Here is a 22,836-nt window from a genome sequence, read left to right on the forward strand (position 1 = left end):
GGTGTGAGGTGTAAGAGGTGCATGCGAGATGAGTGACCCTGTGCGGGCGCGGATACGGGCCGGGGACCGGGAGGCCTTCGCGGAGGTCTACGACGCGTACGCGCGCGCCGTCTACAACCATGCCTATCGGCTCACCGGCGACTGGTCGACGGCCGAGGAGGTGATGGCCGACACCTTCCTCGACGCCTGGCGCACACGGGAGCAACTGGAGCCGGACGGCGGCACTTTGAAGCCGTGGCTGCTGGGCATGGCGACCAACAAGGCCCGCAACGCCAACCGCGGCCTCGGCCGCCGCCTGGCCTTCCTGGCCCGCCGCCCCGCCCCGGACCCGGTGGCCGACTTCGCCGACGAGACCGCCGGGCGCCTCGACGACGCGCGCCGGCTCGCCGCCGTACGACAGGTGTACGGCCGGCTGCGGCGCGGGGAGCGGGAGGTGCTGGCGCTGTGCGTGTGGTCCGGCCTCGACTACGCGCAGGCGGCCGAGGCGCTGGGCGTCCCGGTGGGGACCGTACGGTCGCGGCTGTCGCGGGCGAGGGCGAGGCTCAGCCGGCTCACGGACGAGCGGCTGAGCGAGGAGCGGGCGGAGAGACGCACCCATGGTGGAGCGGAAACGCGCACAAATCATAGGGAACCGGGACGTCGCCGCGGAGAGGTAGAGGGTGAGGCCGCGTTCGCGGCCCTTCCGTTCAAGGAGATTCAGGAGGGTTCCCGATGAACGAGGAGCTGGCCCGACTGCTGCCGCCCCCGCCCGAAAGGGACGTTCCGCCTGGTCCCCTCGCCCACCACAAGGACCGTTTGATGCAGCTCATCGACGACGACCGAGCCACCACCCCCGCCGTTTCCACCCCCGCGGCCGCCCGGCGGACGCGCCCCAGGCTGCCGCGCCCGGCACTGTGGCTGCCCGCCGCGGCGCTGACGCTGGCCGGGGCGATCACCGTCGGCCTCGTCACGGCCACGGACTCCGGCTACGGCCTGCGGCAGTCCGACGGCGAGAGTGCCGTCGTCCTGCTCGACCGGATCGCCGACGTCGCCGCGGAGACGGAGGTCGAGCCGGTGCGCGACGACCAGTTGGTCTACGTGAAGCTCCTGACGGCCGGGGCGGAGGCCAAGGACCAGAACAGTGTGTACGTGCCGGGGAAGCTGCACACGTTGGAGGCGTGGGTGTCGCAGGAGCCGGGCCCGGTGGAGCAGTTGGCCCTGCACTACGAGAACGGTGACTACTTCCCGCTGCGGGAGCTGTTGCCGCCGGGGTCGCCGGGTGTCCCGGCCGGCATCGACCGTCCCACATACAAGTGGCTGGCCGCCCTGCCCACCGACCCCGACGAGCTGCTCGCCGAACTCCACCGCCTCATCAAGCCGTTCGAGGACCAGGAGCGGTCACAGGCCGTCTTCGACAAGATCGGCGAACTGCTCAACGCGTCGGTCATGCCACCGAAGACCGCCGCCGCGCTTTATGGGGCCGCCGCGAAAATCCCGGGGGTGACCCGTATCGAGGACGCGGTCGACCCGGCCGGGCGGCACGGCGTCGGCATCCGCCGCGTCGACGGGCGGTCGGGATGGGCCACCGAGTGGATCTTCGACCGGGAGGCCCTGACCTACCTCGGCGAACGCACCTATCTGACGACGGACGGCGTGAGCGGGAAGAAGGGGACGGTACTGGGCGAGACGGCGGTGCTGGAGCGGGCGGTCGTGGACGAGTACCGGGAGCGGCCGGGCTCGTCCTCGTCCTCGTCCTCGTAATCTGCTTCTGCCTCTGCTTCTGCTTCTGCGAGGTGATCAGCAAGGCGTGCTACGCGGCGGCAAAGGCAACGGCGTTGCAGCCCGCAGCACGCCGATGCGATGATCGCACGTCTGGCACTTCACCGACCGACGCGACGACCTGGCCGTCATCGAACAGATCGACGACCGCAACGGCAATTGGCTCACCTTCGAATACGACACCGAGGGCACCCCGCTCGGCATCGTCTCCAGCGCCGGCTACGACGTACGCATCACCGCGGAAGCAGGCCGCGTCACAGCGCTCCACCTGGCCGCCACCGCCCAGGAGCTGAAGCGCTACGCCTACACGGACGGCAACCTGACCGAGATCGTGAACTCCTCCGGCCTGCCGCTCCGCTTCACCTACGACGAGGCGGGCCGCGTCACCTCGTGGACGGACACGAACGGCCGCGGCTACACGTACGCGTACGACGACCAGGACCGCTGCATCGCTGAAGGCGGCTCGGCGGGCCACATGTCCCTGCGTGTGGCGTACGACGGCACGGACCCGGACACCGGCCTACGCGTCACCAGGACGACGACCGGCGAAGGGCACACCCGCCGCTTCCTGGTCAACGACGACTGGCAGGTGGTCGCCGACATCGACCCGCTCGGCGCGGTCACCCGCTACGAACGAGATCGCTACAACCGCCTCCTCTCCCGCACGGACCCCCTCGGCCACACGACCACGTTCCGCTACGACGAGGCCGGCAACCCGACCGTCGTCACCCGCCCGGACGGCCGCGAGGCGAGGGCCGAGTACAACGAACTCGGTCTGCCGGTACGGGTGGTGAACCCGGACGGCACGGTCGTCCGCCAGAGGTACGACGAGCGGGGCAACCGCACATCGGTGACCGGACCGACCGGCCACACCACCCACTTCACGTACACCGATTCGGGCCACCTGACCGCCGTAACGGACCCCCTCGGCCACACGACGACCATCCGCTGCGACCTGGCCGGTCTCCCTGTGGAGATCACGGACCCCCTCGGCGCGGTCACCCGCTACGAACGTGACCCCTTCGGCAGACCCGTCACCCTCACGGACCCAACCGGTGCGGTGACCCGGCTGGAGTGGACGACCGAGGGCCACCTCGCCCGCCGCACGGCCGCCGACGGCACCACGGAGTCGTGGACGTACGACGGCGAGGGCAACTGCGTCACCCACACCGACCCGATGGGCGGCATCTCCCACTTCGAGTACACCCACTTCGACCTCCTCACAGCCCGCACGGGCCCGGACGGCGTGCGCTACGCGTTCGACCACGACAAGGAGCTGCGCCTGACGCGGGTGACCAACCCGCAGGGCTTGACGTGGGGCTACGAGTACGACGCAGCGGGCAACCTGGTCACCGAGACGGACTTCGACGACCGCACCCTCACCTACACCCACGACGGTGCGGGCCGACTGACCTCCCGCACGAACGCGCTCGGCCACGTCGTGTCATTCGAGCGCAACGAGTTGGGACAGGTGACCCGCAAGGACGCGGCGGGCGAAGTCACGACGTACGCGTACGACATGACGGACCAGCTCGCCCACGCGGCCGGGGCAGAAGCGACGTTGTCGATCCTGCGCGACCGCTTTGGCCGCGTGCGCTCGGAGACTGTCAACGGCCGTGAGCTGAAGTACAGATACGACGAGTTCGGCCGACAGACCTCCCGGACGACGCCGACAGGCGCCACGACGACGTGGTCCTACGACACGTCCGGCCGCCGCACGGGAATGGTGGCCTCGGGCCGCACCATCGACTTCACCTACGACTCGACCGGCCGTGAACTCACCCGGCGCATCGGCGAGTCGGTGACCCTGGAACACACCTTCGACGCCCTCGGCCGCCTGGCGACCCAGTCGGTACGGGGTGCGGACGACCACTCGGTCCAGCACCGCACCTACACCTACCGCGCCGACGGCAACCTCATCGGCATCGACGACCAACTCTCCGGTTCACGCCGCTTCGATGTGGACCGGGCGGGCCGAGTGACAGCGGTGCACGCGGGGAACTGGACGGAGTCGTACGCCTACGACGAGGCGGGGAACCAGACTTCGGCATCGTGGCCGTCTGACCACCCCGGCCAGGAGGCCACCGGCCCCCGCACCTACACAGGCACCCGCATCACCCGTGCGGGAGGCGTCCGCTACGAACACGACGCCTTGGGCCGTATCACCCTCCGCCAGAAGACCCGCCTGTCCCGCAAACCAGACACCTGGCGCTACGAGTGGAACGCCGACGACCGCCTGACATCGGTGACGACACCGGACGGCACACGCTGGCGGTACACGTATGACCCGCTGGGCCGCCGCACAGCCAAACTGCGCCTCGCCAAGGACAGCGAAACCGTCGTCGAGCAGGTGGAGTTCGCCTGGGACGGCGCAACCCTCTGCGAGCAAACCACCACGTCTTCGAGCCTGCCCAACCCAGTCACTCTCACCTGGGACCACCAGGGTCTACGTCCCATCACCCAGACAGAACGCATCACCGCTACTGATGCTCCGCAGCAGGAAATCGACTCCCGTTTCTTCGCCATAGTCACGGACTTGGTAGGCACACCCAGCGAACTCGTCGACGAGCAAGGCTGGATCGCCTGGCGGGCGCGGAGCACGCTGTGGGGCACGACGGCTTGGGCCTCCAACAGTGCCACCTACACACCTCTCCGCTTTCCCGGCCAGTACTACGACCCGGAAACGGGCCTGCACTACAACTACTTCCGCCACTACGACCCCGAAACGGCCCGCTACCTCACCAGCGACCCGCTCGGCCTCGCCCCAGCGCCAAACCCCGCAGCCTACGTCCACAACCCATTGGAAGCGATAGACCCCGACGGACTCACCCCTTGTCGCCAGCGAGTCGCGGATGACTTCGGCGTCCCAAGCAAAGCGGTAGTTGAGCCTAAAGTAGTATATAGAGGAGATTCAAGGATCCCCGAAGAAGTATTTCAGAATGGCTTCTCACCGAAGGGAGCCAACGAAGACATCGGTAAATATGCCCTCGAGGACACGCCCTCCAACTGGGTTGGCACAAGCACGAAGGAATCAGAGGCAGGTAATTTCCCGCAGTCGGCCCGAGGGCGCGGCACCTGGGTGTACGAGATCCGTGGCGCAGGATACGGCGTGGATGTGAATCGGGCACTTGGTGGGGCCATTCGATCCTGGATCAATGGCACAGGCTTCCCGTCAGAACGAGAGATAATATTCAGGAACATCGACCCAAGCGACATTGTGCGCGCACGGCGATGGCGATACGCAATGCCCACAGACGAGGTCATCGAAAACCCGGGATACACAGGATGAACGAAGAAATTCCAATCCTTGTCCAAGTTGACGCGCAGGAAGCCCGGTGGAAGGTTCTGGTCGAAGGAGACGGACCCTGGCGCCTTCGTCTGGAATCCCCCAACGGCATTGAGTCAGTGGCCAGCGGAGATAATATCTTCCAGGCATTGCGATCCATGCGCTCAGAACTTTCACCAAGAGGAATCGAGCTCTGCTGCAATGGGGCGCGAGTTAACGTCAGACCATCAGGACTTTCCGCTTCACACGGCGCTTGGATGGTCTACGTTCTTCACATGTGGCGCCCATCGACAGTTCGAGACCTCGTCCCAATTCTCGACTATGCGCCGCCCAATAAAATTGGCTCCGTAGAGGATCAGGACGATTATTGGGAGCGCCATCTCAAAAACAGGAAGAATTGGCTCAACTTCATCAACCCGGTCTGGTGGATTTATTTCCTCACGGCCTCCTGGGGAAAGCCTCGACGGCGAAGGCCCTCCACATAACGCTCCAGCCTCTCCCATCCGAGGCGCGACAGAGCACAACGGCAGACAAATAGGTAACTCGCCCATCGCAGTCCGGGGTTACGCGTCATCACTCGCGGGCAGTCGACAGTTCGAACCACACCACCTTCCAGCCACGCTTTCGAAAGTCGCCGGTGACCGGGTAGCGGCCCCAGACGTCCGCCAGCGCGTCGACAAGGAAGAGGCCTCGGCCGAATTCCCGGTCAGGGGTGGAGGGGAGGGGTTGGGGAGTTCGGGGTGGTTGTCCAGGACGGCGACGTGGACGTGGTCGGGGCGGGTGCGGAGAGGTGACGGTGATGAGGCCGTCGGAGTGCTTCACGGAGTTGGAGAGCAGTTCCGACTGCTGAACCCTGGAAAGAAGCTACTCGTCCAAGACGGCGGGTACTCAGGCCCTCTCTGGTGATGTTCGAATGGATTCCTATATGTCGACCCGCAGTACGCGCGCAATGCAAGTACTCAGCAGGTTTGGAGAACTCGCCTGGTTTTCACTACCTACAGAGAAGCACCCTGTATACGGATACCCGCAGGTGCCGTACTTGGGGTGGCGCTACAGGTCTGCCCAAGAAGACGTCGCGCGCCTCATGGAAGATGCAGTAAGAGCACTGCCAACCCAAGTCGATTGGACACTCGACAGGACAAGAAAAAATTGGGTCCTAGTGCCAACACGGATTCTGCGCGAAGCACAAGGGCTCGACAACCCAGCATTCGCGAACGTCGTTCACTCTGTAAATACGCAGGATCAGGAATTCTGCTTCAGGGCACTGTCGGATCTCGACCTCATCCTCCAACGCCTGCAGCAGATCCCCATCCCGAAGGGATGATCAACCCGGCCAAGGGCATGACGGCCACTTGTGAGTTCGAAAAGAGTTGATTCCACGTCGGGTGACATGGAGTGTTCTGGAGTTCGCAGGTGGCTCCGGCAACCCGGCTTTGGAGCCCCAAGCTCTTCATTGCGGAGGCCTACAGGAATGGATGACATGCAAACAGGAAAGCTGCAGATCTACTCCGTAGAAGAGCGCGAAGCTACGACCGCCGTATGCATTGTCCGATGCGTAGGAGGTGTCGTACGAACAGGTCAGACATTCACCATCGGAACAACATCAGATGCTACCCATTCCTCATCATCCATGACCCTTGACTGGATTAACCGATACGAACAGCTAGTGGATTTCGTCAGTCCGCCCCACAGCGCCAAGGTCCGACTGTCCGGACACGGAATCGCCGCACTGGAAAGGGGGGTCATCATTTCCTCCACCACAACTCAAGCGTGACGATGAAGACATAGGGTGCAAGCATCCGGAAAACGAACAGCATGCAGCCCTCTCCGCCTGCCTTGGAGGCCTATGCGGTCGACCCAGCCCTCCGGGAGCCGGCGACATGACGGACTCGGAACTCCAGACTGCTGCCCAGGAGATCCGAAACCCATCTCACCAGCCCAATGCCGATTGACTCACTAGTCATTTTCCAGCGCCCGCAGCAGACCCCGAGCTCAGAAGGGGACAGGCTGGAAGTCATTACCGCGTCGCCCCCGCCGACCACGACCTGGGGGCGAACACAGTCACTCGCGGGCGGTCGACAGCTCGAACCACACCACCTTCCAGCCACGCCTTCGAAAGTCGCCGGTGACGGGGTAGCGGCCCCAGACGTCCGCCAATGCGTCGACCAGGAACAGGCCTCGGCCGAATTCCTGGTCGGTGGTGGAGGGGAGGGGGTTGGGGAGTTCGGGGTGGTTGTCCATGACGGCGACGTGGATGTGGTCGTGGCGGGTGCGGAGGGTGATGACGATGAGGCCGTCGGAGTGCTTCACGGAGTTGGAGAGCAGTTCCGAGGTCAGTAGTTCCGCTGTGTCGGTGAGGTCCTGGGAGCAGGCGTGGCCGAGGAGGGCCGCGCGGATCGTGTGGCGGGCGATGTGCGGGGTTCGGGGGTCGTTGGGCAGGTCCAGGCGGCATTCCCAGGGGCGGGGAGCCGTCGAGGAGGAGCGTGCGGGCGGGACAGGGCAGGCCGAGGTCGCTTCGGGCATGGGGGTTCCCTTCGGGGCAGCAACTGCCGTGTGTAGCTTGTTCATTACCGACTGTAGGGCATGCAGGGTTATGTTGCCCCATGCTTGAGGAAACACAAGCACCACCCAGGCTGTCTTCGAGGAAGGAACGGCATGGCCGGGAGGACATCTCCGACGGAGCGACAGAAGAGGCTCGGCGCGGAGGTACGGAGGATGCGCACCGCCGCCGGCATGACCGGGGAGTACGCCGCCGGACTGCTCGGCGTGGACCGGGGCAAGATCTCCAACATCGAGTCCGGCACACGCGCCATCAGCGCCGAGCGGCTACGTACGCTGGCCTGCAACTGCGACTGCGACGACGAGGCGTACGTCAGCGCCCTGGTCGCGATGGCCCAGCCCACCGCGCGGGGCTGGTGGGAGAGGTACCGGGGCAGTCTTCCTGCCGGACTCCTCGACATCGCCGAGTTGGAACACCACGCCGTGCGGATGCGCAGCGTTCACCTGATCCACATGCCTGGGCTCCTCCAGTCCAGCGACCACGCCCAGGCCGTCTTCAAGGCCGCGCTGCCGCCGCTGCCCGACCATGAGATCGCCCTGCGGCTCGCGCACCGCCTGGAGCGGCAGCGGGTGCTGCGGAACGACCACCCCACGGAGTACGTCGGAATACTCCACGAGGCGGCGCTGCGCATGCAGTTCGGCGGACGCAAGGTCGCACGCGGCCAGCTTGAGCATCTGCTCACCGTGTCGGAGTGGGCCAACGTGTCCCTACGGGTCTTCCCTTTCGACGCAGGCTCGTTCCCCGGGGCGGGGCAGACCGTGATCTACATGGAAGGCCCCGTCCCGCAGCTCGACACCGTGCAGGTCGACAGCACCCACGGGCCGGAATTTCTTTACCAGGAGGCCCAGTTGTCCAAGTACCGCGCCCAACTGGACTGGATGGAGGAGCGCGCACTGTCTCCCGAGGAGTCGCGCGCCTTCATCCAGGACATCGCCAGCCAACTCTGAGGAGACGACCATGGCCGACATCACGTGGGAAGACCCCTTCTGCGCCGAAGGATCGGCTTGCTTCCGCCTCGGCACCGACCCCACCGGCAACGCCTACATCGCCATAGCCGGCGCCGAGGACACCTACCTCACCGACACTCGCGAAGCGCTCCGCACGCTCATCCTCGACATCAAGGCGGGCAAGGTGGATCACCTGCTCTGAGTCCGCTGGGGCATGTGCAGTAGCGTTCTGGCGTGTCCATGCCCCCGCAGCCCCAGCCCCCGTACGGCCCACCGCAGGGTGGCCCGTACGGTCAGCCGTACCAAGCCCCGTACAGCCAACCGTCCCAAGCCCAGTACGGCCAGCCGTACCCGCCGCAGCAGCCCTACGGTCAGCCGCCCGCTCCTCCCTATGGGGCCCCGTACCCGCATCCCCATCCTCCGGTGTGGGCTCCTCCGCCGAAGAAGAAGGGTGGTGTCGGGCTGGCCCTCGGGATCGTGGGCGGGGTCGTCGGCCTGGCTGTGATCGGCGGTCTGGGTATCGGGCTCAACAGCGTGCGGGAGCCGGTGAGTGGGTTCCCCGTTGCCGAGTACGAGTTGACGCTGCCGACGACGCTCCTCGACGGCGAGTACGAACTGACGCAGGACCTCTCGGATTCCAAGGGCGACGAAGCGGCGGAGCAGATGAAGGACGCCTCGTACGCGCGTGATGTCGAGGGAGTCGTCGGGATGTACGGCGCCGACGGCGACGAGACCGTGGGTCAGTTGTCGATTTCGGGGATGTACGGGCGGTTCAAGGACGGCACATCACCTGATGCGATGCTCCGAGGCGCTGCCACGGCCGCCGGCGTCACCGTCGTCCAGGAGCCGACGGACTTCGAACCGGCCGGCTCGGACGTGACCATCACCTGCCAGGTACTCGCCCTGGACGAGACCGGGGCCACGCTCGCGATGTGCGCGTGGGCCGATGGCAACACCATCGCCAGTGTCGGCGAGGTCACGACCGAGATCTCGGCCCAGGAACCCGAGGAAGTGGACATGGCCGCCTTCGCCGACCGGACCGCCCGCGTCCGCTCCGAGATCAGGCAGGCGATCGGCTGACCGCGTCGCCCGCCCACGGCTCCGCCGTCGTCGTCAGATGGCGCATGGCCCAGACGGGCGAGCCGCAGGGCCCGTCGGGAATGACGCGGCTATCCCATCGGGCGGTAGTAGCCCAACACATGGGCCAGCTGGCCGAACCACTGGTGAAGGCGTTCCCTCGGCTTCGCCTCGACCGTGCACTCGTAGAAGCTGCCGTCGAGGTGGATGGCGGCGACCATGAGGGACTTGCCGTTGCCGCTCGCCTTGTAGTGGATGCTGCGGATCTCGGGCCAGGGGAAGTCGATGGATATGCCGTGGTCCTCGAAGGCCACGCCGGAGGCGTCGATGACGACGGAGTTGTGGCGGTCGACGGCCAGGAACTCCGGGCCCTGGGCCGGGGCGCCCGGCGCTCCGGGGGCCCCCGGGGCTGCCTGCGGCTGGGCGTACGCGTGCGGCGGCTGCCCGGCGGGAGACGCCGCCGGCTGCGCGTAAGGCTGGGGCTGCTGCGCCGGCTGGCCGTACGGCTGGGGCTGCTGCGCCGGCTGGCCATACGGCTGGGGCTGCTGCGGCGGCTGCGCGTACGGCTGAGGTGGCTGCCCGTACGGCGGAGACGGCTGACCCTGCGGCTGGGGCGGCGGGCCGGGAGGCGTGCTCGGGGGCGCGTACGGCGGGGGCGGGGGGCCGAAGCCCTGTTGGCCGCCCGGCGGTGTCCACGGCTGCGGCGGTGGTGGTGGCTGGTGGCCCTGCTCAGGGTGGCCCATGGCTGTACGTTCCTCTGCCCCGTTGGTGCGACTCGTAGCGCACCGTATCCCTCCCCCGCCCATGAAACATTCCCCGGGGGTCACCGCATCAATGAAGTGAGAAGCAAAGAAGTGTGATGTAGCGGAGACGACGGCCTTCGCGAGCTCACCCAGGGGGAGCCAGAGATGAGACAAGTCCGCGCGGACGGATATCAGGAGTTCGCGGCGGCGCGCGCGAGGCATCTGTACCGGTCCGCGTGTCTGCTCACCGGCGGGGACACGCATCTCGCCGAGGACCTCGTGCAGGAGACGCTCGGGCGGTTGTACGTGAAGTGGGGGCGGGTACGGCGGGCGGAGAACCCGGCCGGGTACGCGCAGACCGTGCTGACCCGAACCTTCCTCGCTCATCAGCGGCGGCGCAGCAGCAAGGAACGGGCCACGGACGTGATTCCGGACGCGCCCGCCGCGCCCGGCTCTGACGCCTCCCTGCGGCTCACCCTCATCGAGGCGCTGGGCCAACTGCCGCCCAAGGACCGGGCCGTGGTCGTCCTGCGCTACTGGGAGGACCGGTCCATCGAGGAGACCGCCGCGGCGATGAACGCCAGTTCGTCGGCGGTGCGCACGCGCTGCGTCCGCGCCCTCGCCCGACTGCGCGTCCTCCTCGGGGACGGCATCGGTGAGTACGTCACCCCCTGAGCGCCTTCAAGACGCCGGCCAAGACTCCACCACACACGCACACCCACTCGCAGAAACGGCGGTTCGTCATGCCCCTTGACCAGCACGAAGACCCCTTCGAGGGCAGGCTCGGCGCCGCCCTGCGCCGGGCCGGTGACACCTTCGAGACCGATGGACACGCGATGGTCAGCGGCGGAGCCGTACGCGGCCGGCGGCTGCTGTTCCGCCGGCGGGCGGCGATGCTGGGCGGGGTCGCCGGGATCGCGCTCGTCGGGGTGGGCGGGGCGATGCTGCTGCCCGGGGCCGGTGACGGGGGCGAGAAGCAGTCCGTGGCGGCGCGGTCCACCGAGCCGGGGCCCAGGGACGACGACGGCGAGGTGTCCGGCGCCCAACTCCTGCGGCAGCTCAAGGATCTGCTGCCGAGGGGGAAGTTCAGCGGGGAGTCGGCTCGCGGCACGGGCGCGGCGCTGGGGCCGTACGCGCAGGTCGTCTACGACGACGGCGCGGGCGGCGCGGCCGTACAGGTCGGGCTCGGGCGGATCGAGGCCGACAGCGAGAACGCACAGCAGCTGACCGACTGCCCGGACAAGACGTTCGTCGAGTTCGATTCCTGCACGGAGAGCACGCTGCCGGACGGTTCGCGGCTGATGCTCTTCCAGGGGTACGAGTACCCGGACCGCCGTGTGGACACCAAGCACTGGTACGCGCAGCTGGTCACCCCGGACGGGTACGACGTCAGCGTCATGGAGTGGAACGCCGAGGCCCAGAAGGACGCCCCGATCACCCGGGACGAACCGCCGCTGTCCACCGCGCAGTTGAAGGAAATCGTCACCGCGCCGGGCTGGCGCACGGCCATCGACGCCATTCCGGAGGAGTCGGGGAAGGAGAACCAGGAGGAGAAGGAGAGGTCGTCGACGGAGAGGCCCGACTCCGGTTCCTCCGACCCCGGTTCCTCCGACCCCGGTTCCTCGGACTCCGGTTCCTCCGACCCCGGTTCCTCGGACTCCGGTTCCTCCGACCCCGGTTCCTCGGACTCCGGCGGCTCCACCTCCGTCGCCCCCCCGATGGTCGCCGGCGACACCGTCCAGAAGACCCTCACCGGTCTCCTCCCCGACGGCGTCGACATCGTCGGCAAGGGGGGTCAGGAATCGGAGTTCGCGTACGTGGTCCTCGACGACGGCAAGGGGCAGAGCCTGGTGCAGATCAATGTGCAGCCGGGGATGGCGGACGTCGCGGACGCGCTGTTCGGCGCCGACGCCGAGACCCTGCCCGACGGCACGAAGGTCGCCACCCGGCAGGAGCCCGGTGAGAAGGGCGGCGAGGGGGTCGTCATGTGGACCGTGGACACGCTCCGCACCGACGGGCTGCGGGTCGTGATCAGCGCCTTCAACTCCGGCGCCCAGCACACGGCCGCGACCCGCGACACCCCCGCGCTCACCATGGCGCAGCTCAAGGAGATCGCCACCAGCGAGAAGTGGAAGACGCTCGGCTAGCGACCTCCCAGGCCCCACTCCCCGGCCCGGCGTCAGAAGAAGTCCGCCCACGGCTGGTCCCAGATCTGCTTCACCGCCAGGACCAGGAACAGCAGGCCCGCGATCGCCAGCATCCCGTTGCTGACGATCCCGTTGCGCCATTCCCGGGGCGTACGGGAGGAGTTGAGGAGCCAGATGAGGGTGCCCGCGAGGAAGGGGAGGAAGGCCGCGCCGAGGACGCCGTAGAGGATGATCAGGCGGAACGGCTGGCCCTGGAAGAGCAGGACGATGGGCGGGAAGGTCAGCCAGAGCAGGTACGCGCGGAACGGCCAGGACTTCTCGCGTCGGCCGGAGGCGACCTCCTCGCCCGTCACCGCTCCCTTCCGGCGGAAACGCTCCACGAAGTCCGCGAACATCAGGCTCACGCCGTGCCAGACGCCGATGAGGGAGGTGTACGAGGTGGCGAAGAAGCCGATCAGGAAGAACTTCGCGGTGGCCGTGCCGTACTCGTCCGCCAGGATGTCGCCGAGCTGGATCAGGCCCTTGTCGCCGCTCGCGATGGCGATGTTGGCGGAGTGCAGCAGTTCGGCGCCGACGAAGAGCATGGCGATGACGAAGATGCCGGTGGTGGCGTACGCGACCCGGTTGTCGAGGCGCATGACCTTCATCCAGCCGGTGTTGGTCCAGCCCTTGGCGTTGACCCAGTAGCCGTACGCGGCCAGTGTGATCGTGCCGCCGACGCCGCCGATCAGACCGAGGGTGTTGAGGATCGAGTCCGGCTCGTCGGGGAGGACCGGCAACAACCCCGCCAGCGCGTCCGGGAGGTTCGGGGTGACCCTGATCGCCAGGTAGACCGTCACCACGAACATGACGCCCACGAGGACCGTCATGACCTTCTCGAAGACCTCGTACTTGTTGAACCAGACGAAGACCAGACCGCTCAGACCGCACAGGACGGCCCACCACTTGAGGTCCATGACGTCGGGGAACAGCGCCTGCAGGGGCAGGGCGCTGGAGGACATCGCGGCCGCGCCGTACACGAAGCCCCAGATCACGACGTACACGACGAAGAACCACGTCGTCCAGCGGCCGAGGCTCGCCCAGCCGTCGAAGAGGGTACGGCCGGTGGACAGGTGCCAGCGGCCGGCCGCCTCGGCGAGGGAGATCTTGACGAGACAGCCGAGGACGGCCGCCCAGAGCAGGGTGTAGCCGAAGTTGCTGCCCGCGATCAGGGTCGCGACCAGGTCGCCGGCGCCGACGCCGGTCGCGGCGACGACGATGCCGGGGCCGATGTACTTCCAACTGGACTTACGAGGGGCCGAAGTCGCTTCCCCGGCAGCTGTGTTGTCCGTGGTGTCAGCCATGCCGATCAAGAAAGCGCAAAGCGGGGGCGGGCACAAGGGGGCGTGCGGTGAAGGAAGCGCGAAGTGATCTTGAGGGTCCACGGTTCCCGGTCCCCCGGCCCCCCGGTTCCCCGGTTCCCCGGTTCCTCGCCGTCCGGCGGGACGGGCCCCGGCGGCTGGGCGTGCCGCCGGGGCCCGGGCTGTGGTTCCGGGGGCGGTGGAGTGGCGCCGCTCTCCGGAACTCCGCGGGCTACTCCGGCTGTCGCCGACCACAGCCGGCGGCCCCGCACGTGCCGAGCTCGAACCACACGGTCTTGCCCGGCCCGTCCTGGTGGCAGCCCCAGCGCCCGGCGAGCGCGTCCACCAGGAACATCCCTCTGCCACTCTCCGATATCTCCGTCACGCGGCGCACCCGGGGCGGGCGGCCGTCCGTGTCCGACACCTCACAGCGCAGTACGCCGTGCGCGGCCGACAGGGTCAGCTTCAGACGGCTCTCCGCGTGCACCAGTGCGTTGGTGACCAGCTCGCTCACCAGCAGCTCCGCCGTGTCGCTCTGGTCGAGCAGTCCCCATCCCTCCAACTGCCTGCGCACCTGCTCGCGGGCCTGCGCGGCGGCGGTGGGACGGGGGTCGTACTCGACACTCAGGTGGCCCGCACCCATGGGCGGTTGGGGGTACGAGGCGAAATGGGGGCCGGATTCCGGTAGGAGTCCCCCGGAGAGTTGCAGCATGCTTCCAGGGTTGCCGCCGCACGTACCCGGCACACGGGGAGGAATACCCGTTTCCTGCCCTGCATATACCTGTTTTCCGCCCGGGTACGTCCGTAATTGCTGCTGTACGGTGCCGATGGTCCTGTACGCGAGTGTGTGCGGCTTACGACCGGTGGCCCCGGCGTTCATGGTGTCGCGCGCGTGCCTCGTTCCGGGTGCGTACACTGCGCGCCCCCAACTCCGGGCATTTCCCACCCCGTTACGACTTGCTCCAGCCCGGTTCCGGCCACGCGGACCCCGCACCCACCACCCCCACTCTTGACCTGGTCATGCCAGACCCGCACCATGAGCGCCACACCCGCACCAGGGCCTGCCGGGCACCTCACGGTCACCGGCCGGCCCGAGGCACGTCGCAAGGATCCACCCCCCGCTCCACTCCCCACTTCCGGAGACCCCGGAATTCCTGGAGAAAATAGGAGACTTCATGCGACTCCGCATACGCGGCAGGTCGGCGACGCCCGGCGGCACGGGCAGGAGATCAGGCCGCCGCACCGCCGCCCTCGCCACCCTGCTGGCGCTGGCCCTCGCGGCACCGGTCGCCGCGACCTCCAAGGACGCGACGGCGACCAGCGCCGAGCGGCCCAAGGCCTCGGCGGACGACATCCGCCAGTACGAGGTCCATATGCACTCGGACAGCAAGTCCCGCACGGCGCTGCAGCAGGCCGGCGTGACCGTGGACGACGCCGACGACCACTCGGTGTTCATCTCCGGCCGCGCGGACCAGGTCAAGAAGCTGAAGCAGCAGGGCTACGAGGTCACACCGCTCGGCGCGGTGCCGGACCGGTCGAACGGCGAGGACGACGTACGGCTCTTCGACTTCCCGTCCGCCGACTCCCGCTATCACAACTACGCGGAGATGACGAGCGAGATCAACTCCGTGGTCTCGGCCAACAGTTCGATCGTCAGCCAGCGGGTCATCGGCACCTCGTACCAGGGCCGGAACATCGTCGCCATCAAGATCAGCGACAACGTCGGCACGGACGAGGCCGAGCCCGAGGTGCTGTTCACCCACCACCAGCACGCCCGTGAGCACCTCACCGTCGAGATGGCGCTCTACCTGCTCAACGAGCTGACCTCCGACTACGGCACCGACTCCCGGGTCACCAACATGGTGAACAACCGCGAGATCTGGATCATCCCGGACCTCAACCCGGACGGCGGCGAGTACGACGTCGCCACCGGCTCCTACCGCTCGTGGCGCAAGAACCGGCAGCCCAACAGCGGTTCGACGGCCGTCGGCACGGACATGAACCGCAACTGGAACTACCGGTGGGGCTGCTGCGGCGGTTCGTCGGGCACACCGTCCTCCGACACGTACCGGGGTACGGCCGCCGAGTCCGCGCCCGAGGTGAAGGTCGTCGCCAACTTCGTGCGCAGCCGGGTCGTCGGCGGGGTCCAGCAGATCAGGACCGGCATCGACTTCCACACGTACAGCGAGCTGGTGCTGTGGCCGTTCGGCTACACGACCGCCGACACGACGACGGGGATGACGGCGGACGACCGCAACGCGTTCGCGACGGTCGGCGGGAAGATGGCCGCGAGCAACGGGTACACGCCCGAGCAGGCCAGTGATCTGTACATCACGGACGGGTCGATCGACGACTGGCTGTGGGGCAACCAGAAGATCTTCGCCTACACGTTCGAGATGTATCCGTCGTCGGCCGGGGGCGGTGGCTTCTACCCGCCCGACGAGGTCATCGCCCGGGAGACCGCGCGGAACCGGGACGCGGTGTTGCAGTTGCTGGAGAACTCCGACTGCATGTACCGGTCGATCGGCAAGGAAGCGCAGTACTGCGCCTAGGCTGCGCCGCTTGAGCCGATGAGAGCTCGGGGACTTCCGTGAGGGGGGAACTGCGGGGCCGTATGTGGCTGGTCGCGCAGTTCCCCGCACCCCTTAGGGGGCGCTTTCCTCAGCCTCTTTCTCGTCCTCGCCGTCCTCGAAGTACGCGTCCAGGACCTCGTCGATCCCCGTTTCCCACGCGGCGTGCTCGGACTTGGCCTTGGCCTCGATCTCGATGGGGTACCAGCGGCGGTCGGGGGTGTGGATCGTGACGGTGAAACGCTTGCCGAAGCGGGGGGACTCCGTCTCGATCGCGCCGATCTCGTCCCAGCGGAACTCGCACTCCTGGTCGTCCAGGCGCAGCCGTACGCCACGGCTGTCGGCGACGATCTTCGCGCGGCGGTCGGAGGCCTCGAAGACGGGGCCGTCGGCCGGGGCCTCGGCTTCGGTCTCAGCCTCGGTCTCGGTCTCGGCCTCATTCTCGCCGTCGGCCTCGGGGTCCGCCTCGGCCTCGGGGTCCGCCTCGTCGTCGTCCGAGGTCTTCTCCGCTGCGGTCTTCTCGACGGACGTCTTCTTTACGGACGTCTTCTCTGCGGGCGCCTTCCTGGCGGACGGCTTCTCAGCGGTCGGCTTCTCGCCGGACGCCTTCTCGGCAGTTGCCGGCTCGTCCTTGTCCGGGGCAGCCTCGTCCGGCTCGACGGGCTCCGTCGGCTTGATGTCCTCCGGCTCCTCCTGCTTCTCCTTCTTCACGGACACCGGTGCCGTGAGTCCGGGGATGTGCGACGGGTCGACCGCCGCGGCGGCCAGGGGCTGGTTGTTCGAACCGATGCGCTGCTCCACAGCGGGCAGTATGGTCGACGACCCTGTGCCGGGAACAGTCGGGCCAGGCATATGTCCGTATCTGGATTCCACAACCCTCACCCCTGGCGCCCGGTTCTATACGAACACGCTCAGTACGGCCGCCACCGCGAAGCCGGCCACCGACAGCACCGTCTCCAGGACGGTCCAGGTCTTGAGGGTGTCCCGTTCGCTGATGCCGAAGTACTTGGCGACGATCCAGAAGCCGCCGTCATTGACGTGTGAGGCGAAGATCGAGCCCGCGGAGATGGCCATGATGACGAGGGCGATGAAGGCCTGGGAGTGGTCGCCGCCCGCGAGGAGCGGGGCCACGATGCCGGCCGTGGTGACGATCGCGACCGTCGCCGAGCCCTGGGCGACCCGCAGGACGACCGAGAGCAGGTAGGAGAGCACGATCACGGGCAGGCCCACGTCGTTGAACGTGTCCGACAGGGCCTGGGCCACCCCGCTCGCCTTCAGTACGGCGCCGAAGACACCGCCCGCGCCGACCACCAGCAGGATGTTGCCGACCGGCTTGAGCGACGACGTCGAGACGGTCTCCAGCGACTTGCGGGACCAGCCGCGGCGGATGCCGAGCAGGTAGTAGGCGAGGAGCAGGGCGATCGTCAGCGCGACGAAGGGGTGGCCGAAGAACTCGATCACCGAGCGGAGGGTGGAGGGGTCCAGGGCGATCGAGGAGAAGGTCGCGGCGAGGATCAGGAGGAGAGGGGTGCCGATGATGAGGAAGACCGTGGTGAGCGGGACCGGCTTCTCCTGCGGCGCCACACCGGCCGCGCGCTGTTCGTCGATCACCGCCTGACGGGACTCCTCGGCCGCCTCCATCATGTCCTGCGGCACGGGGACGAAGATGCGGCGGCCGATCCAGGCGGAGAACGCCCAGGCGGCCAGGACGGCCGGGATGCCGCAGACGACGCCCATCAGGATCACCCAGCCGAGGTCCACGTGGAGGAGGGCCGCGGCGGCCACCGGGCCCGGGTGCGGGGGCAGGAACGCGTGGGTCATCGACAGACCGGCGAGGAGCGGGAGGCAGTAGAGGAGGATCGACTTGCCCGAGCGCTTGGCGGCCGCGTAGACGAGCGGGGCGAGGACGAAGATGCCGACGTCGAAGAAGACCGGGATGCCGAAGATCAGGCCCGTCAGGCCCATCGCGAGCGGGGCCCGCTTCTCGCCGAAGAGGTTCAGGAGGCGGGACGCCAACACCTCGGCGCCGCCGCTGACTTCGAGGATCGCGCCGAGCATCGTGCCGAGACCGATGATGATCGCGACGTGGCCGAGGATGCCGCCCATGCCGGACTCGATGGTCGAGACGGCGTCGCTTCGCTGGACTGTGCCGAAGAGTTCGGTGACCGAGAGGCCTGCGAGGAGGCCGACGGCTATGGAGACGGCGAGGAGGGCTACGAAGGGCTGGAGTCTCGTCTTGATGATCAGGAAGAGGAGGAGGGCTATGCCGAGGGCGGCGACGGTGAGGAGGCCTGCGGTGCCGTCCAGGAGGAGGAGCAGGCCGCCGGTGTGGGGTGGGGTTTCGGCGGGCGCGGTGGCCGCGAGGGGGAGGGACATTGGGGGTCCTCTGGGTGGGGGCATGGTGTTTTTGGGCAGGGGGGATCGCCGTACGGGGTGCGGGTTTGTGGGGGGTGGTGCGGGAGGGCGGCCGGGTGCGGGTTGTCTGTGGCTGGTCGCGCAGTTCCCCGCGCCCCTGAAGGGCGCGGGTGTCGGACTCAGCTGTCCAGTACCGCCAGCGCGTCGATCTCGATCAGCAGGCCCGCCGGGAGGCCCACGTACACCGTGGTGCGGGCTGCCGGGGCTGCCGTCAGGTGGTTCTCGAAGTAGTCGTTGTAGATCTCGTTGAGCTCGGCGAAGTGGGCCGTGTCCGTCAGGTAGACGCGGATCATCATCACGTCGTCCCAGGTGGCGCCGCCCTCCTCCAGGATCGCCTTGACGTTGGCGAGGGTCTGGAGGGTCTGGTCGCGCAGGGTCGGGCCCGCCGGGGTGGGCGGCCGGCCCTCGACGGCCGGGAGGAAGCCGACCTGGCCGGCGACCTGGAGGATGTTGCCCTTCTTCACGCCGTGGGAGAACTTCGCGGGCGGGGCGGTGTGGGTCTTGGGGGTGAGAGCGATCTTGTCCGTCATAGGGGGTCCTTGTCGGTTACTCGGTCATACGGGGTCTGTCGTCGGGGTTCTGCCCGAGTACTCCCCGCTGATCGCGTCCGCGGTGCGGCGTACCAGGGGAAGCAGGGTGAGGAGTTCGTCGGCGGTGACGACGACGTTGGGCGCGGAGACCGACATCGCGGCGACGACCCGGCCGTCGGCGCCGCGAATGGGCGCGGCCACGCAGTTGATGGACTCCTCGTGGCCGCCGAGGTCGGTGGCCCAGCCCTGTTCGCGTACCCGCGCCAGCTCCTTGAGGAAGGCGGGGGCGTTGGGCGTCGAACGGGCCGTGTACATGGGGTAGTCGAGCCTCTCCGCGAGGGCGCGGCGCTCGGGTTCGGGGAGGTCGGCGAGGCAGAGCTTGGCGACGGCGGCGACCGTGATGGCGACCGGTTTGCCGATCCGGGAGTACATGCGGACCGGGTAGCGGCTCTCCACCTTGTCGATGTAGAGGACCTCGTTCTCCTCGTAGACGGCGAGGTGGACGGTGTGACCGCACTGTTCGTTGAGGCGTACGAGGTGGGGGTGGGCGATCTCGCGGATGTCGAGGTTCTCCACGGCCTCCTGGGCGAGGGCGAAGAGGCGGGCGCCGAGGCGGTAGCGCTGGTCGGACTGGCGGTAGACGAGGCCGTGTTCGTGGAGGGTGCGCAGGAGGCGCAGGGCCGTGGACTTGTGGACGCCCAGGCGGTCGGCCACCTGGCCGAGGTCGGCGGGGCCCTCGGCGAGCAGCGGCAGGATGCTCAGCGCTCGGTCGACGGTCTGGCTCATGGGGTGCGTACCTCCTCGTGGGCCTGATCGGCTTGCGTCCAGCCGGGGCCGAGTCGAAGTCTCCCCCACGCGTCGTCGTCCAGGGCCGCCAGGCGGTCGGCGTGGTCGCGGGGCGGAGGGGTGGCGAGGTCGCCGGGGACGGTGAGGGTGGCGGCGGCCATGAGGTGGCCGTGGCGGAGGCGGTCGCGGGCGGGGAGGGCGCGGAGGGTGGCGGAGAGGAAGCCGGCGGCGAAGGCGTCGCCGGCGCCGACCGCTGCCGCGACGTGGACCGTGGGGGCGGGCACGAAGGTGGTCGTGTCTGTGGGCGGCCGGGTGCGCGCCGTCGTGGGGTCGCCTGCGGTGGCGGTGGGGTCGGGGGCGCGCCGGGGGGTCTCCGTCCTCGGTCCGGCGGGCGCCGTCGCGTCGGGATGTGCCCGGTGGTGGACGCCGGCCGCTGCGGGCGGACACCCCCCGGCACGCCCCCTTCCGTCCGTGCGCGGCTGATCCACCGGTGGGGGCGTGCGTTCGAACAGGGTGGCTCCGTGCGCTCCCTGTTTCACCACCAGGGTTCCCGGCTCCGGCAGCAGCGTCCGGATCGCTGTCGGGCCGCCTGTGACGCCCCAGGCCTCGACCGCCTCGTTCTCGCCCACGAACACGATGTCGGCCCCGCGCGCCAGGTCCAGCAGGACGTGCGGGCCGTCGGCGTCGCGCCACAGGCCCGGCCGGTGGTTCACGTCGAAGGAGACCAGGGGGCGGTTCGGCCGGGGGGCCGTCAGCTCGCGCAGCAGGCCCAGGCAGTCGGCGGACAGGGCGGCCGTGATGCCGGACAGGTGCAGCACGCGCGCCGCGTGCACCGCTTCCAGGTCCACCGTCCGGACTCCCATCGCCGACGCCGCCGACCCCGTCCGGTAGTACGCGACCTCGTGCGCGTCGGTGTCCCGGTCCCCCGCCGTACGGAAGTACACGCCCGTAGGACGTCCCGGATCGCGCCGTACGAACGCCACGTCGACGCCGTAGGAGCCGATCTCCTCCACCAGGTGATCGCCGAACCCGTCGGCCCCCAGCCGGCTCACCCAGCGGACCGCGTGCCCGGCCGACGCGAGCGCGCACGCGACGTTGGACTCCGCGCCACCGATGGCCCGGTCGAAGGAGGGGACGTCGGCGAGGCGGCCGGGGCGGGTGGGGAGGAAGGTGACCATGGACTCGCCGAGCGCGACGACGTCCACGACGTCGACGACGTCGGGGGCATTCACGATGGTCATGACTCCTTGTCGTCTCAGGTCGCGGCGGTTCCATTGACCCGGCGTTGGCCTGGATGTTAGACAGCAGTAAGCGGTATACGCAATGGATGTTGCAGAGACTGCAACGGACCTGATCAGGGAGGCCCCGTGTCCCTCGGCACCGGCACCGAAGCGCTCGCCCGTCTCGCGGAGGAACGTGTCGACCACCGCTTCAAGGGCCTCCCGCCGGACGCCGCCGGGCTCACGGTGGCCGAGTTGGCCGCGCAGGGCCGGAACCTGTTCACGGGCGGTTTCACCACCCCCGTGCTCGCCCTGTCCGCCGAGCGCCTGGAGCACAACCTGGCGCTGATGGAGACCTACTCCGCCCGCCACGGCCTCGCCTTCGCCCCGCACGGCAAGACATCCATGGCGCCGCAGCTGTTCCGGCGGCAGATCGAGCGCGGGGCATGGGGTATCACCCTCGCCGTGCCCCATCAGGTGCGCGTGGCAAGGGAGTTCGGGATCGAGCGGATCTTCCTCGCCAACGAGGTCGTCGACCCGGCCGCCCTGCGCTGGATCGCCGCCGAACTGGCGGCCGATCCGTCCTTCCGGCTCGTCTGTTACGTCGACTCCGTGCGCGGTGTGGAGCTGATGGACGCGGTGCTACGCGGCTGCGCGCGTCCCGTGGACGTCGTCGTGGAGCTGGGCGCGGGCGAGGGCGCGCGGACCGGGGTCCGTACGGAGGCGGAGTGCGCGGCGGTCGCTGACGCGGTGGCCGGGGTCGAGACGCTGCGGCTGGTGGGGGTCGCCGGGTACGAGGGCGAGGTGCCGCAGGCCGACCCGGAGCGGGTGGGGGCGTGGCTGCGCCGGCTCACCGCGCTGGCCGTCGAGTTCGACAAGGCGGGGCGGTTCGCGGGGCTGGAGGAGGTGATCGTGAGCGCGGGCGGCAGCGCGTGGTTCGACGCGGTGGCCGAGGTGTTCGCCGGGATTCCCGAGCTGTCCGTGCCCGTACTGAAGTTGCTGCGGTCGGGCGCGTACGTCTCGCACGACGTCGGGCACTACCGGCGGGTGACCCCGTTCAACCGTGTCCCCGAGGAAGGCGCCCTGGAGCCCGCCTTCCGGCTCTGGGCCCAGATCGTCTCCCGCCCCTCCCCCGACCAGGCCTTCGCCAACGCGGGCAAGCGCGACGCCGCGTACGACCTGGATCTGCCGTCGGTGGAGGTCGTGCGGGACGCGGGCACGGGTGCGGTCCGCGACGACGCCGGGGTGACGGTGACCGGCCTGTCCGACCAGCACGCGTGGCTGCGGACGGAGGCGGGTGCGGCGCTGGAGGTCGGCGACTGGGTGGGGCTGGGGCTGTCGCATCCGTGCACGTCGTTCGACAAGTGGCAGCTGATTCCGGTGGTGGAGGCGGACGGGACGGTCGTGGACTTCGTACGGACGTTCTTCTGAGAGCGCTCCGGCGAAGCCGGCACCAC

The 22,836-nt window shown here is 68.5% G+C and carries 18 protein-coding genes and 1 pseudogene; 10 read left to right on the forward strand and 9 right to left on the reverse strand.

What is annotated here, in order from left to right; genetic code table 11:
* Nucleotides 1-28 precede the first annotated feature (28 nt).
* From JIX56_RS15560 to JIX56_RS15570, 3 genes and pseudogenes are all read left to right on the forward strand, one after another.
* On the forward strand, nt 29-715 hold the full coding sequence (locus tag JIX56_RS15560) for an RNA polymerase sigma factor (protein ID WP_257541134.1): 687 nt from the start codon (nt 29-31) through the stop codon (nt 713-715).
* Nucleotides 712-1,740 carry a CU044_5270 family protein gene (locus JIX56_RS15565; protein WP_257541136.1) on the forward strand — a complete coding sequence of 343 codons (1,029 nt, stop codon included), beginning with the start codon at nt 712-714 and terminating at the stop codon, nt 1,738-1,740. The genes JIX56_RS15560 and JIX56_RS15565 overlap by 4 nt, the downstream gene beginning before the upstream one ends.
* 109 nt (nt 1,741-1,849) lie before the next feature.
* Nucleotides 1,850-5,047 (forward strand): annotated as a pseudogene (locus JIX56_RS15570) (RHS repeat-associated core domain-containing protein); the annotation flags it as partial.
* Nucleotides 5,048-7,105: 2,058 nt separating this feature from the next.
* On the opposite strand, the gene JIX56_RS15575 reads toward JIX56_RS15570, so the two are convergent.
* Entirely contained in the window at nt 7,106-7,567 is a 462-nt protein-coding gene (locus tag JIX56_RS15575; RefSeq protein WP_257541138.1) for an ATP-binding protein, read from the reverse strand.
* A 132-nt stretch (nt 7,568-7,699) separates the two neighbouring features.
* Here JIX56_RS15575 and JIX56_RS15580 point away from each other — a divergent pair, with 132 nt between their 5' ends.
* The 3 genes from JIX56_RS15580 (at nt 7,700) to JIX56_RS15590 (ending at nt 9,631) form a co-directional block, all read left to right on the forward strand.
* On the forward strand, nt 7,700-8,551 hold the full coding sequence (locus JIX56_RS15580; RefSeq protein WP_257541140.1) for a helix-turn-helix domain-containing protein: 852 nt from the start codon (nt 7,700-7,702) through the stop codon (nt 8,549-8,551).
* Nucleotides 8,552-8,561: 10 nt separating this feature from the next.
* Nucleotides 8,562-8,753, forward strand: a complete 192-nt coding sequence (locus JIX56_RS15585; RefSeq protein WP_257541142.1) for a hypothetical protein — start codon at nt 8,562-8,564, stop codon at nt 8,751-8,753.
* A 221-nt stretch (nt 8,754-8,974) separates the two neighbouring features.
* Nucleotides 8,975-9,631: a hypothetical protein gene (locus JIX56_RS15590; RefSeq protein WP_257541143.1), complete on the forward strand. Its 657-nt coding sequence runs from the start codon at nt 8,975-8,977 to the stop codon at nt 9,629-9,631.
* Between the two features lie 89 nt (nt 9,632-9,720).
* Here JIX56_RS15590 and JIX56_RS15595 read toward each other — a convergent pair whose 3' ends face one another.
* On the reverse strand, nt 9,721-10,371 hold the full coding sequence (locus JIX56_RS15595; RefSeq protein ID WP_257541145.1) for a hypothetical protein: 651 nt from the start codon (nt 10,369-10,371) through the stop codon (nt 9,721-9,723).
* Between the two features lie 165 nt (nt 10,372-10,536).
* Here JIX56_RS15595 and JIX56_RS15600 point away from each other — a divergent pair, with 165 nt between their 5' ends.
* Nucleotides 10,537-11,046, forward strand: coding sequence for a SigE family RNA polymerase sigma factor (locus tag JIX56_RS15600; RefSeq protein WP_257541147.1), 510 nt, complete (start codon nt 10,537-10,539; stop codon nt 11,044-11,046).
* A 68-nt stretch (nt 11,047-11,114) separates the two neighbouring features.
* Complete coding sequence (locus JIX56_RS15605) at nt 11,115-12,518, forward strand: hypothetical protein (RefSeq protein ID WP_257541149.1); 1,404 nt, start codon at nt 11,115-11,117, stop codon at nt 12,516-12,518.
* 32 nt (nt 12,519-12,550) lie between these two features.
* Here the strand turns inward: JIX56_RS15605 and JIX56_RS15610 are convergent, their stop codons facing one another.
* Both JIX56_RS15610 and JIX56_RS15615 read right to left on the reverse strand, forming a co-directional pair.
* The gene (locus JIX56_RS15610) at nt 12,551-13,861 is read right to left on the reverse strand and encodes an Nramp family divalent metal transporter (protein ID WP_257541151.1); all 1,311 of its coding nucleotides are present in this window, start codon (nt 13,859-13,861) and stop codon (nt 12,551-12,553) included.
* A 229-nt stretch (nt 13,862-14,090) separates the two neighbouring features.
* A complete protein-coding gene (locus JIX56_RS15615) occupies nt 14,091-14,501 on the reverse strand; it encodes an ATP-binding protein (protein WP_257550891.1) in 411 nt (136 codons plus the stop codon).
* 532 nt (nt 14,502-15,033) lie between these two features.
* On the opposite strand from JIX56_RS15615, the gene JIX56_RS15620 reads away from it, so the two are divergent.
* On the forward strand, nt 15,034-16,410 hold the full coding sequence (locus JIX56_RS15620; protein ID WP_257541153.1) for a M14 family metallopeptidase: 1,377 nt from the start codon (nt 15,034-15,036) through the stop codon (nt 16,408-16,410).
* A gap of 93 nt (nt 16,411-16,503) precedes the next feature.
* Here JIX56_RS15620 and JIX56_RS15625 read toward each other — a convergent pair whose 3' ends face one another.
* The 5 genes from JIX56_RS15625 to JIX56_RS15645 form a co-directional block, all read right to left on the reverse strand.
* Complete coding sequence (locus tag JIX56_RS15625; RefSeq protein ID WP_257541155.1) at nt 16,504-17,229, reverse strand: hypothetical protein; 726 nt, start codon at nt 17,227-17,229, stop codon at nt 16,504-16,506.
* Nucleotides 17,230-17,325: 96 nt separating this feature from the next.
* The gene (locus tag JIX56_RS15630; protein WP_257541157.1) at nt 17,326-18,804 is read right to left on the reverse strand and encodes a GntP family permease; all 1,479 of its coding nucleotides are present in this window, start codon (nt 18,802-18,804) and stop codon (nt 17,326-17,328) included.
* A 158-nt stretch (nt 18,805-18,962) separates the two neighbouring features.
* Complete coding sequence (locus JIX56_RS15635) at nt 18,963-19,373, reverse strand: RidA family protein (RefSeq protein WP_257541159.1); 411 nt, start codon at nt 19,371-19,373, stop codon at nt 18,963-18,965.
* Between the two features lie 24 nt (nt 19,374-19,397).
* Nucleotides 19,398-20,159, reverse strand: coding sequence for an IclR family transcriptional regulator (locus JIX56_RS15640; RefSeq protein ID WP_257541161.1), 762 nt, complete (start codon nt 20,157-20,159; stop codon nt 19,398-19,400).
* Nucleotides 20,156-21,400 (reverse strand): sugar kinase, encoded by a 1,245-nt coding sequence (locus JIX56_RS15645; RefSeq protein ID WP_257541163.1) that lies wholly within the window; start codon nt 21,398-21,400, stop codon nt 20,156-20,158. Before JIX56_RS15645 ends, JIX56_RS15640 begins: the two co-directional genes overlap by 4 nt.
* A gap of 126 nt (nt 21,401-21,526) precedes the next feature.
* Between JIX56_RS15645 and JIX56_RS15650 the strand changes: the two genes are divergently transcribed.
* Nucleotides 21,527-22,810: an amino acid deaminase gene (locus JIX56_RS15650; RefSeq protein WP_257541165.1), complete on the forward strand. Its 1,284-nt coding sequence runs from the start codon at nt 21,527-21,529 to the stop codon at nt 22,808-22,810.
* Nucleotides 22,811-22,836: the final 26 nt, after the last annotated feature.

It is taken from the genome of Streptomyces sp. CA-210063, assembly GCF_024612015.1.
Taxonomy (GTDB): Bacteria; Actinomycetota; Actinomycetes; order Streptomycetales; family Streptomycetaceae; genus Streptomyces.

Bases quoted from the DNA above. Each gene is read 5' to 3' on its own strand.
- JIX56_RS15565 (WP_257541136.1), top strand. From the start codon at position 712: ATGAACGAGGAGCTGGCCCGACTGCTGCCGCCCCCGCCCGAAAGGGAC.
- JIX56_RS15560 (WP_257541134.1), top strand. From the start codon at position 29: ATGAGTGACCCTGTGCGGGCGCGGATACGGGCCGGGGACCGGGAGGCC.
- JIX56_RS15610 (WP_257541151.1), bottom strand. From the start codon at position 13,861: ATGGCTGACACCACGGACAACACAGCTGCCGGGGAAGCGACTTCGGCC.
- JIX56_RS15615 (WP_257550891.1), bottom strand. From the start codon at position 14,501: ATGGGTGCGGGCCACCTGAGTGTCGAGTACGACCCCCGTCCCACCGCC.
- JIX56_RS15635 (WP_257541159.1), bottom strand. From the start codon at position 19,373: ATGACGGACAAGATCGCTCTCACCCCCAAGACCCACACCGCCCCGCCC.
- JIX56_RS15585 (WP_257541142.1), top strand. From the start codon at position 8,562: ATGGCCGACATCACGTGGGAAGACCCCTTCTGCGCCGAAGGATCGGCT.
- JIX56_RS15630 (WP_257541157.1), bottom strand. From the start codon at position 18,804: ATGTCCCTCCCCCTCGCGGCCACCGCGCCCGCCGAAACCCCACCCCAC.
- JIX56_RS15580 (WP_257541140.1), top strand. From the start codon at position 7,700: ATGGCCGGGAGGACATCTCCGACGGAGCGACAGAAGAGGCTCGGCGCG.
- JIX56_RS15575 (WP_257541138.1), bottom strand. From the start codon at position 7,567: ATGCCCGAAGCGACCTCGGCCTGCCCTGTCCCGCCCGCACGCTCCTCC.
- JIX56_RS15620 (WP_257541153.1), top strand. From the start codon at position 15,034: ATGCGACTCCGCATACGCGGCAGGTCGGCGACGCCCGGCGGCACGGGC.
- JIX56_RS15645 (WP_257541163.1), bottom strand. From the start codon at position 21,400: ATGACCATCGTGAATGCCCCCGACGTCGTCGACGTCGTGGACGTCGTC.
- JIX56_RS15600 (WP_257541147.1), top strand. From the start codon at position 10,537: ATGAGACAAGTCCGCGCGGACGGATATCAGGAGTTCGCGGCGGCGCGC.
- JIX56_RS15595 (WP_257541145.1), bottom strand. From the start codon at position 10,371: ATGGGCCACCCTGAGCAGGGCCACCAGCCACCACCACCGCCGCAGCCG.
- JIX56_RS15605 (WP_257541149.1), top strand. From the start codon at position 11,115: ATGCCCCTTGACCAGCACGAAGACCCCTTCGAGGGCAGGCTCGGCGCC.
- JIX56_RS15640 (WP_257541161.1), bottom strand. From the start codon at position 20,159: ATGAGCCAGACCGTCGACCGAGCGCTGAGCATCCTGCCGCTGCTCGCC.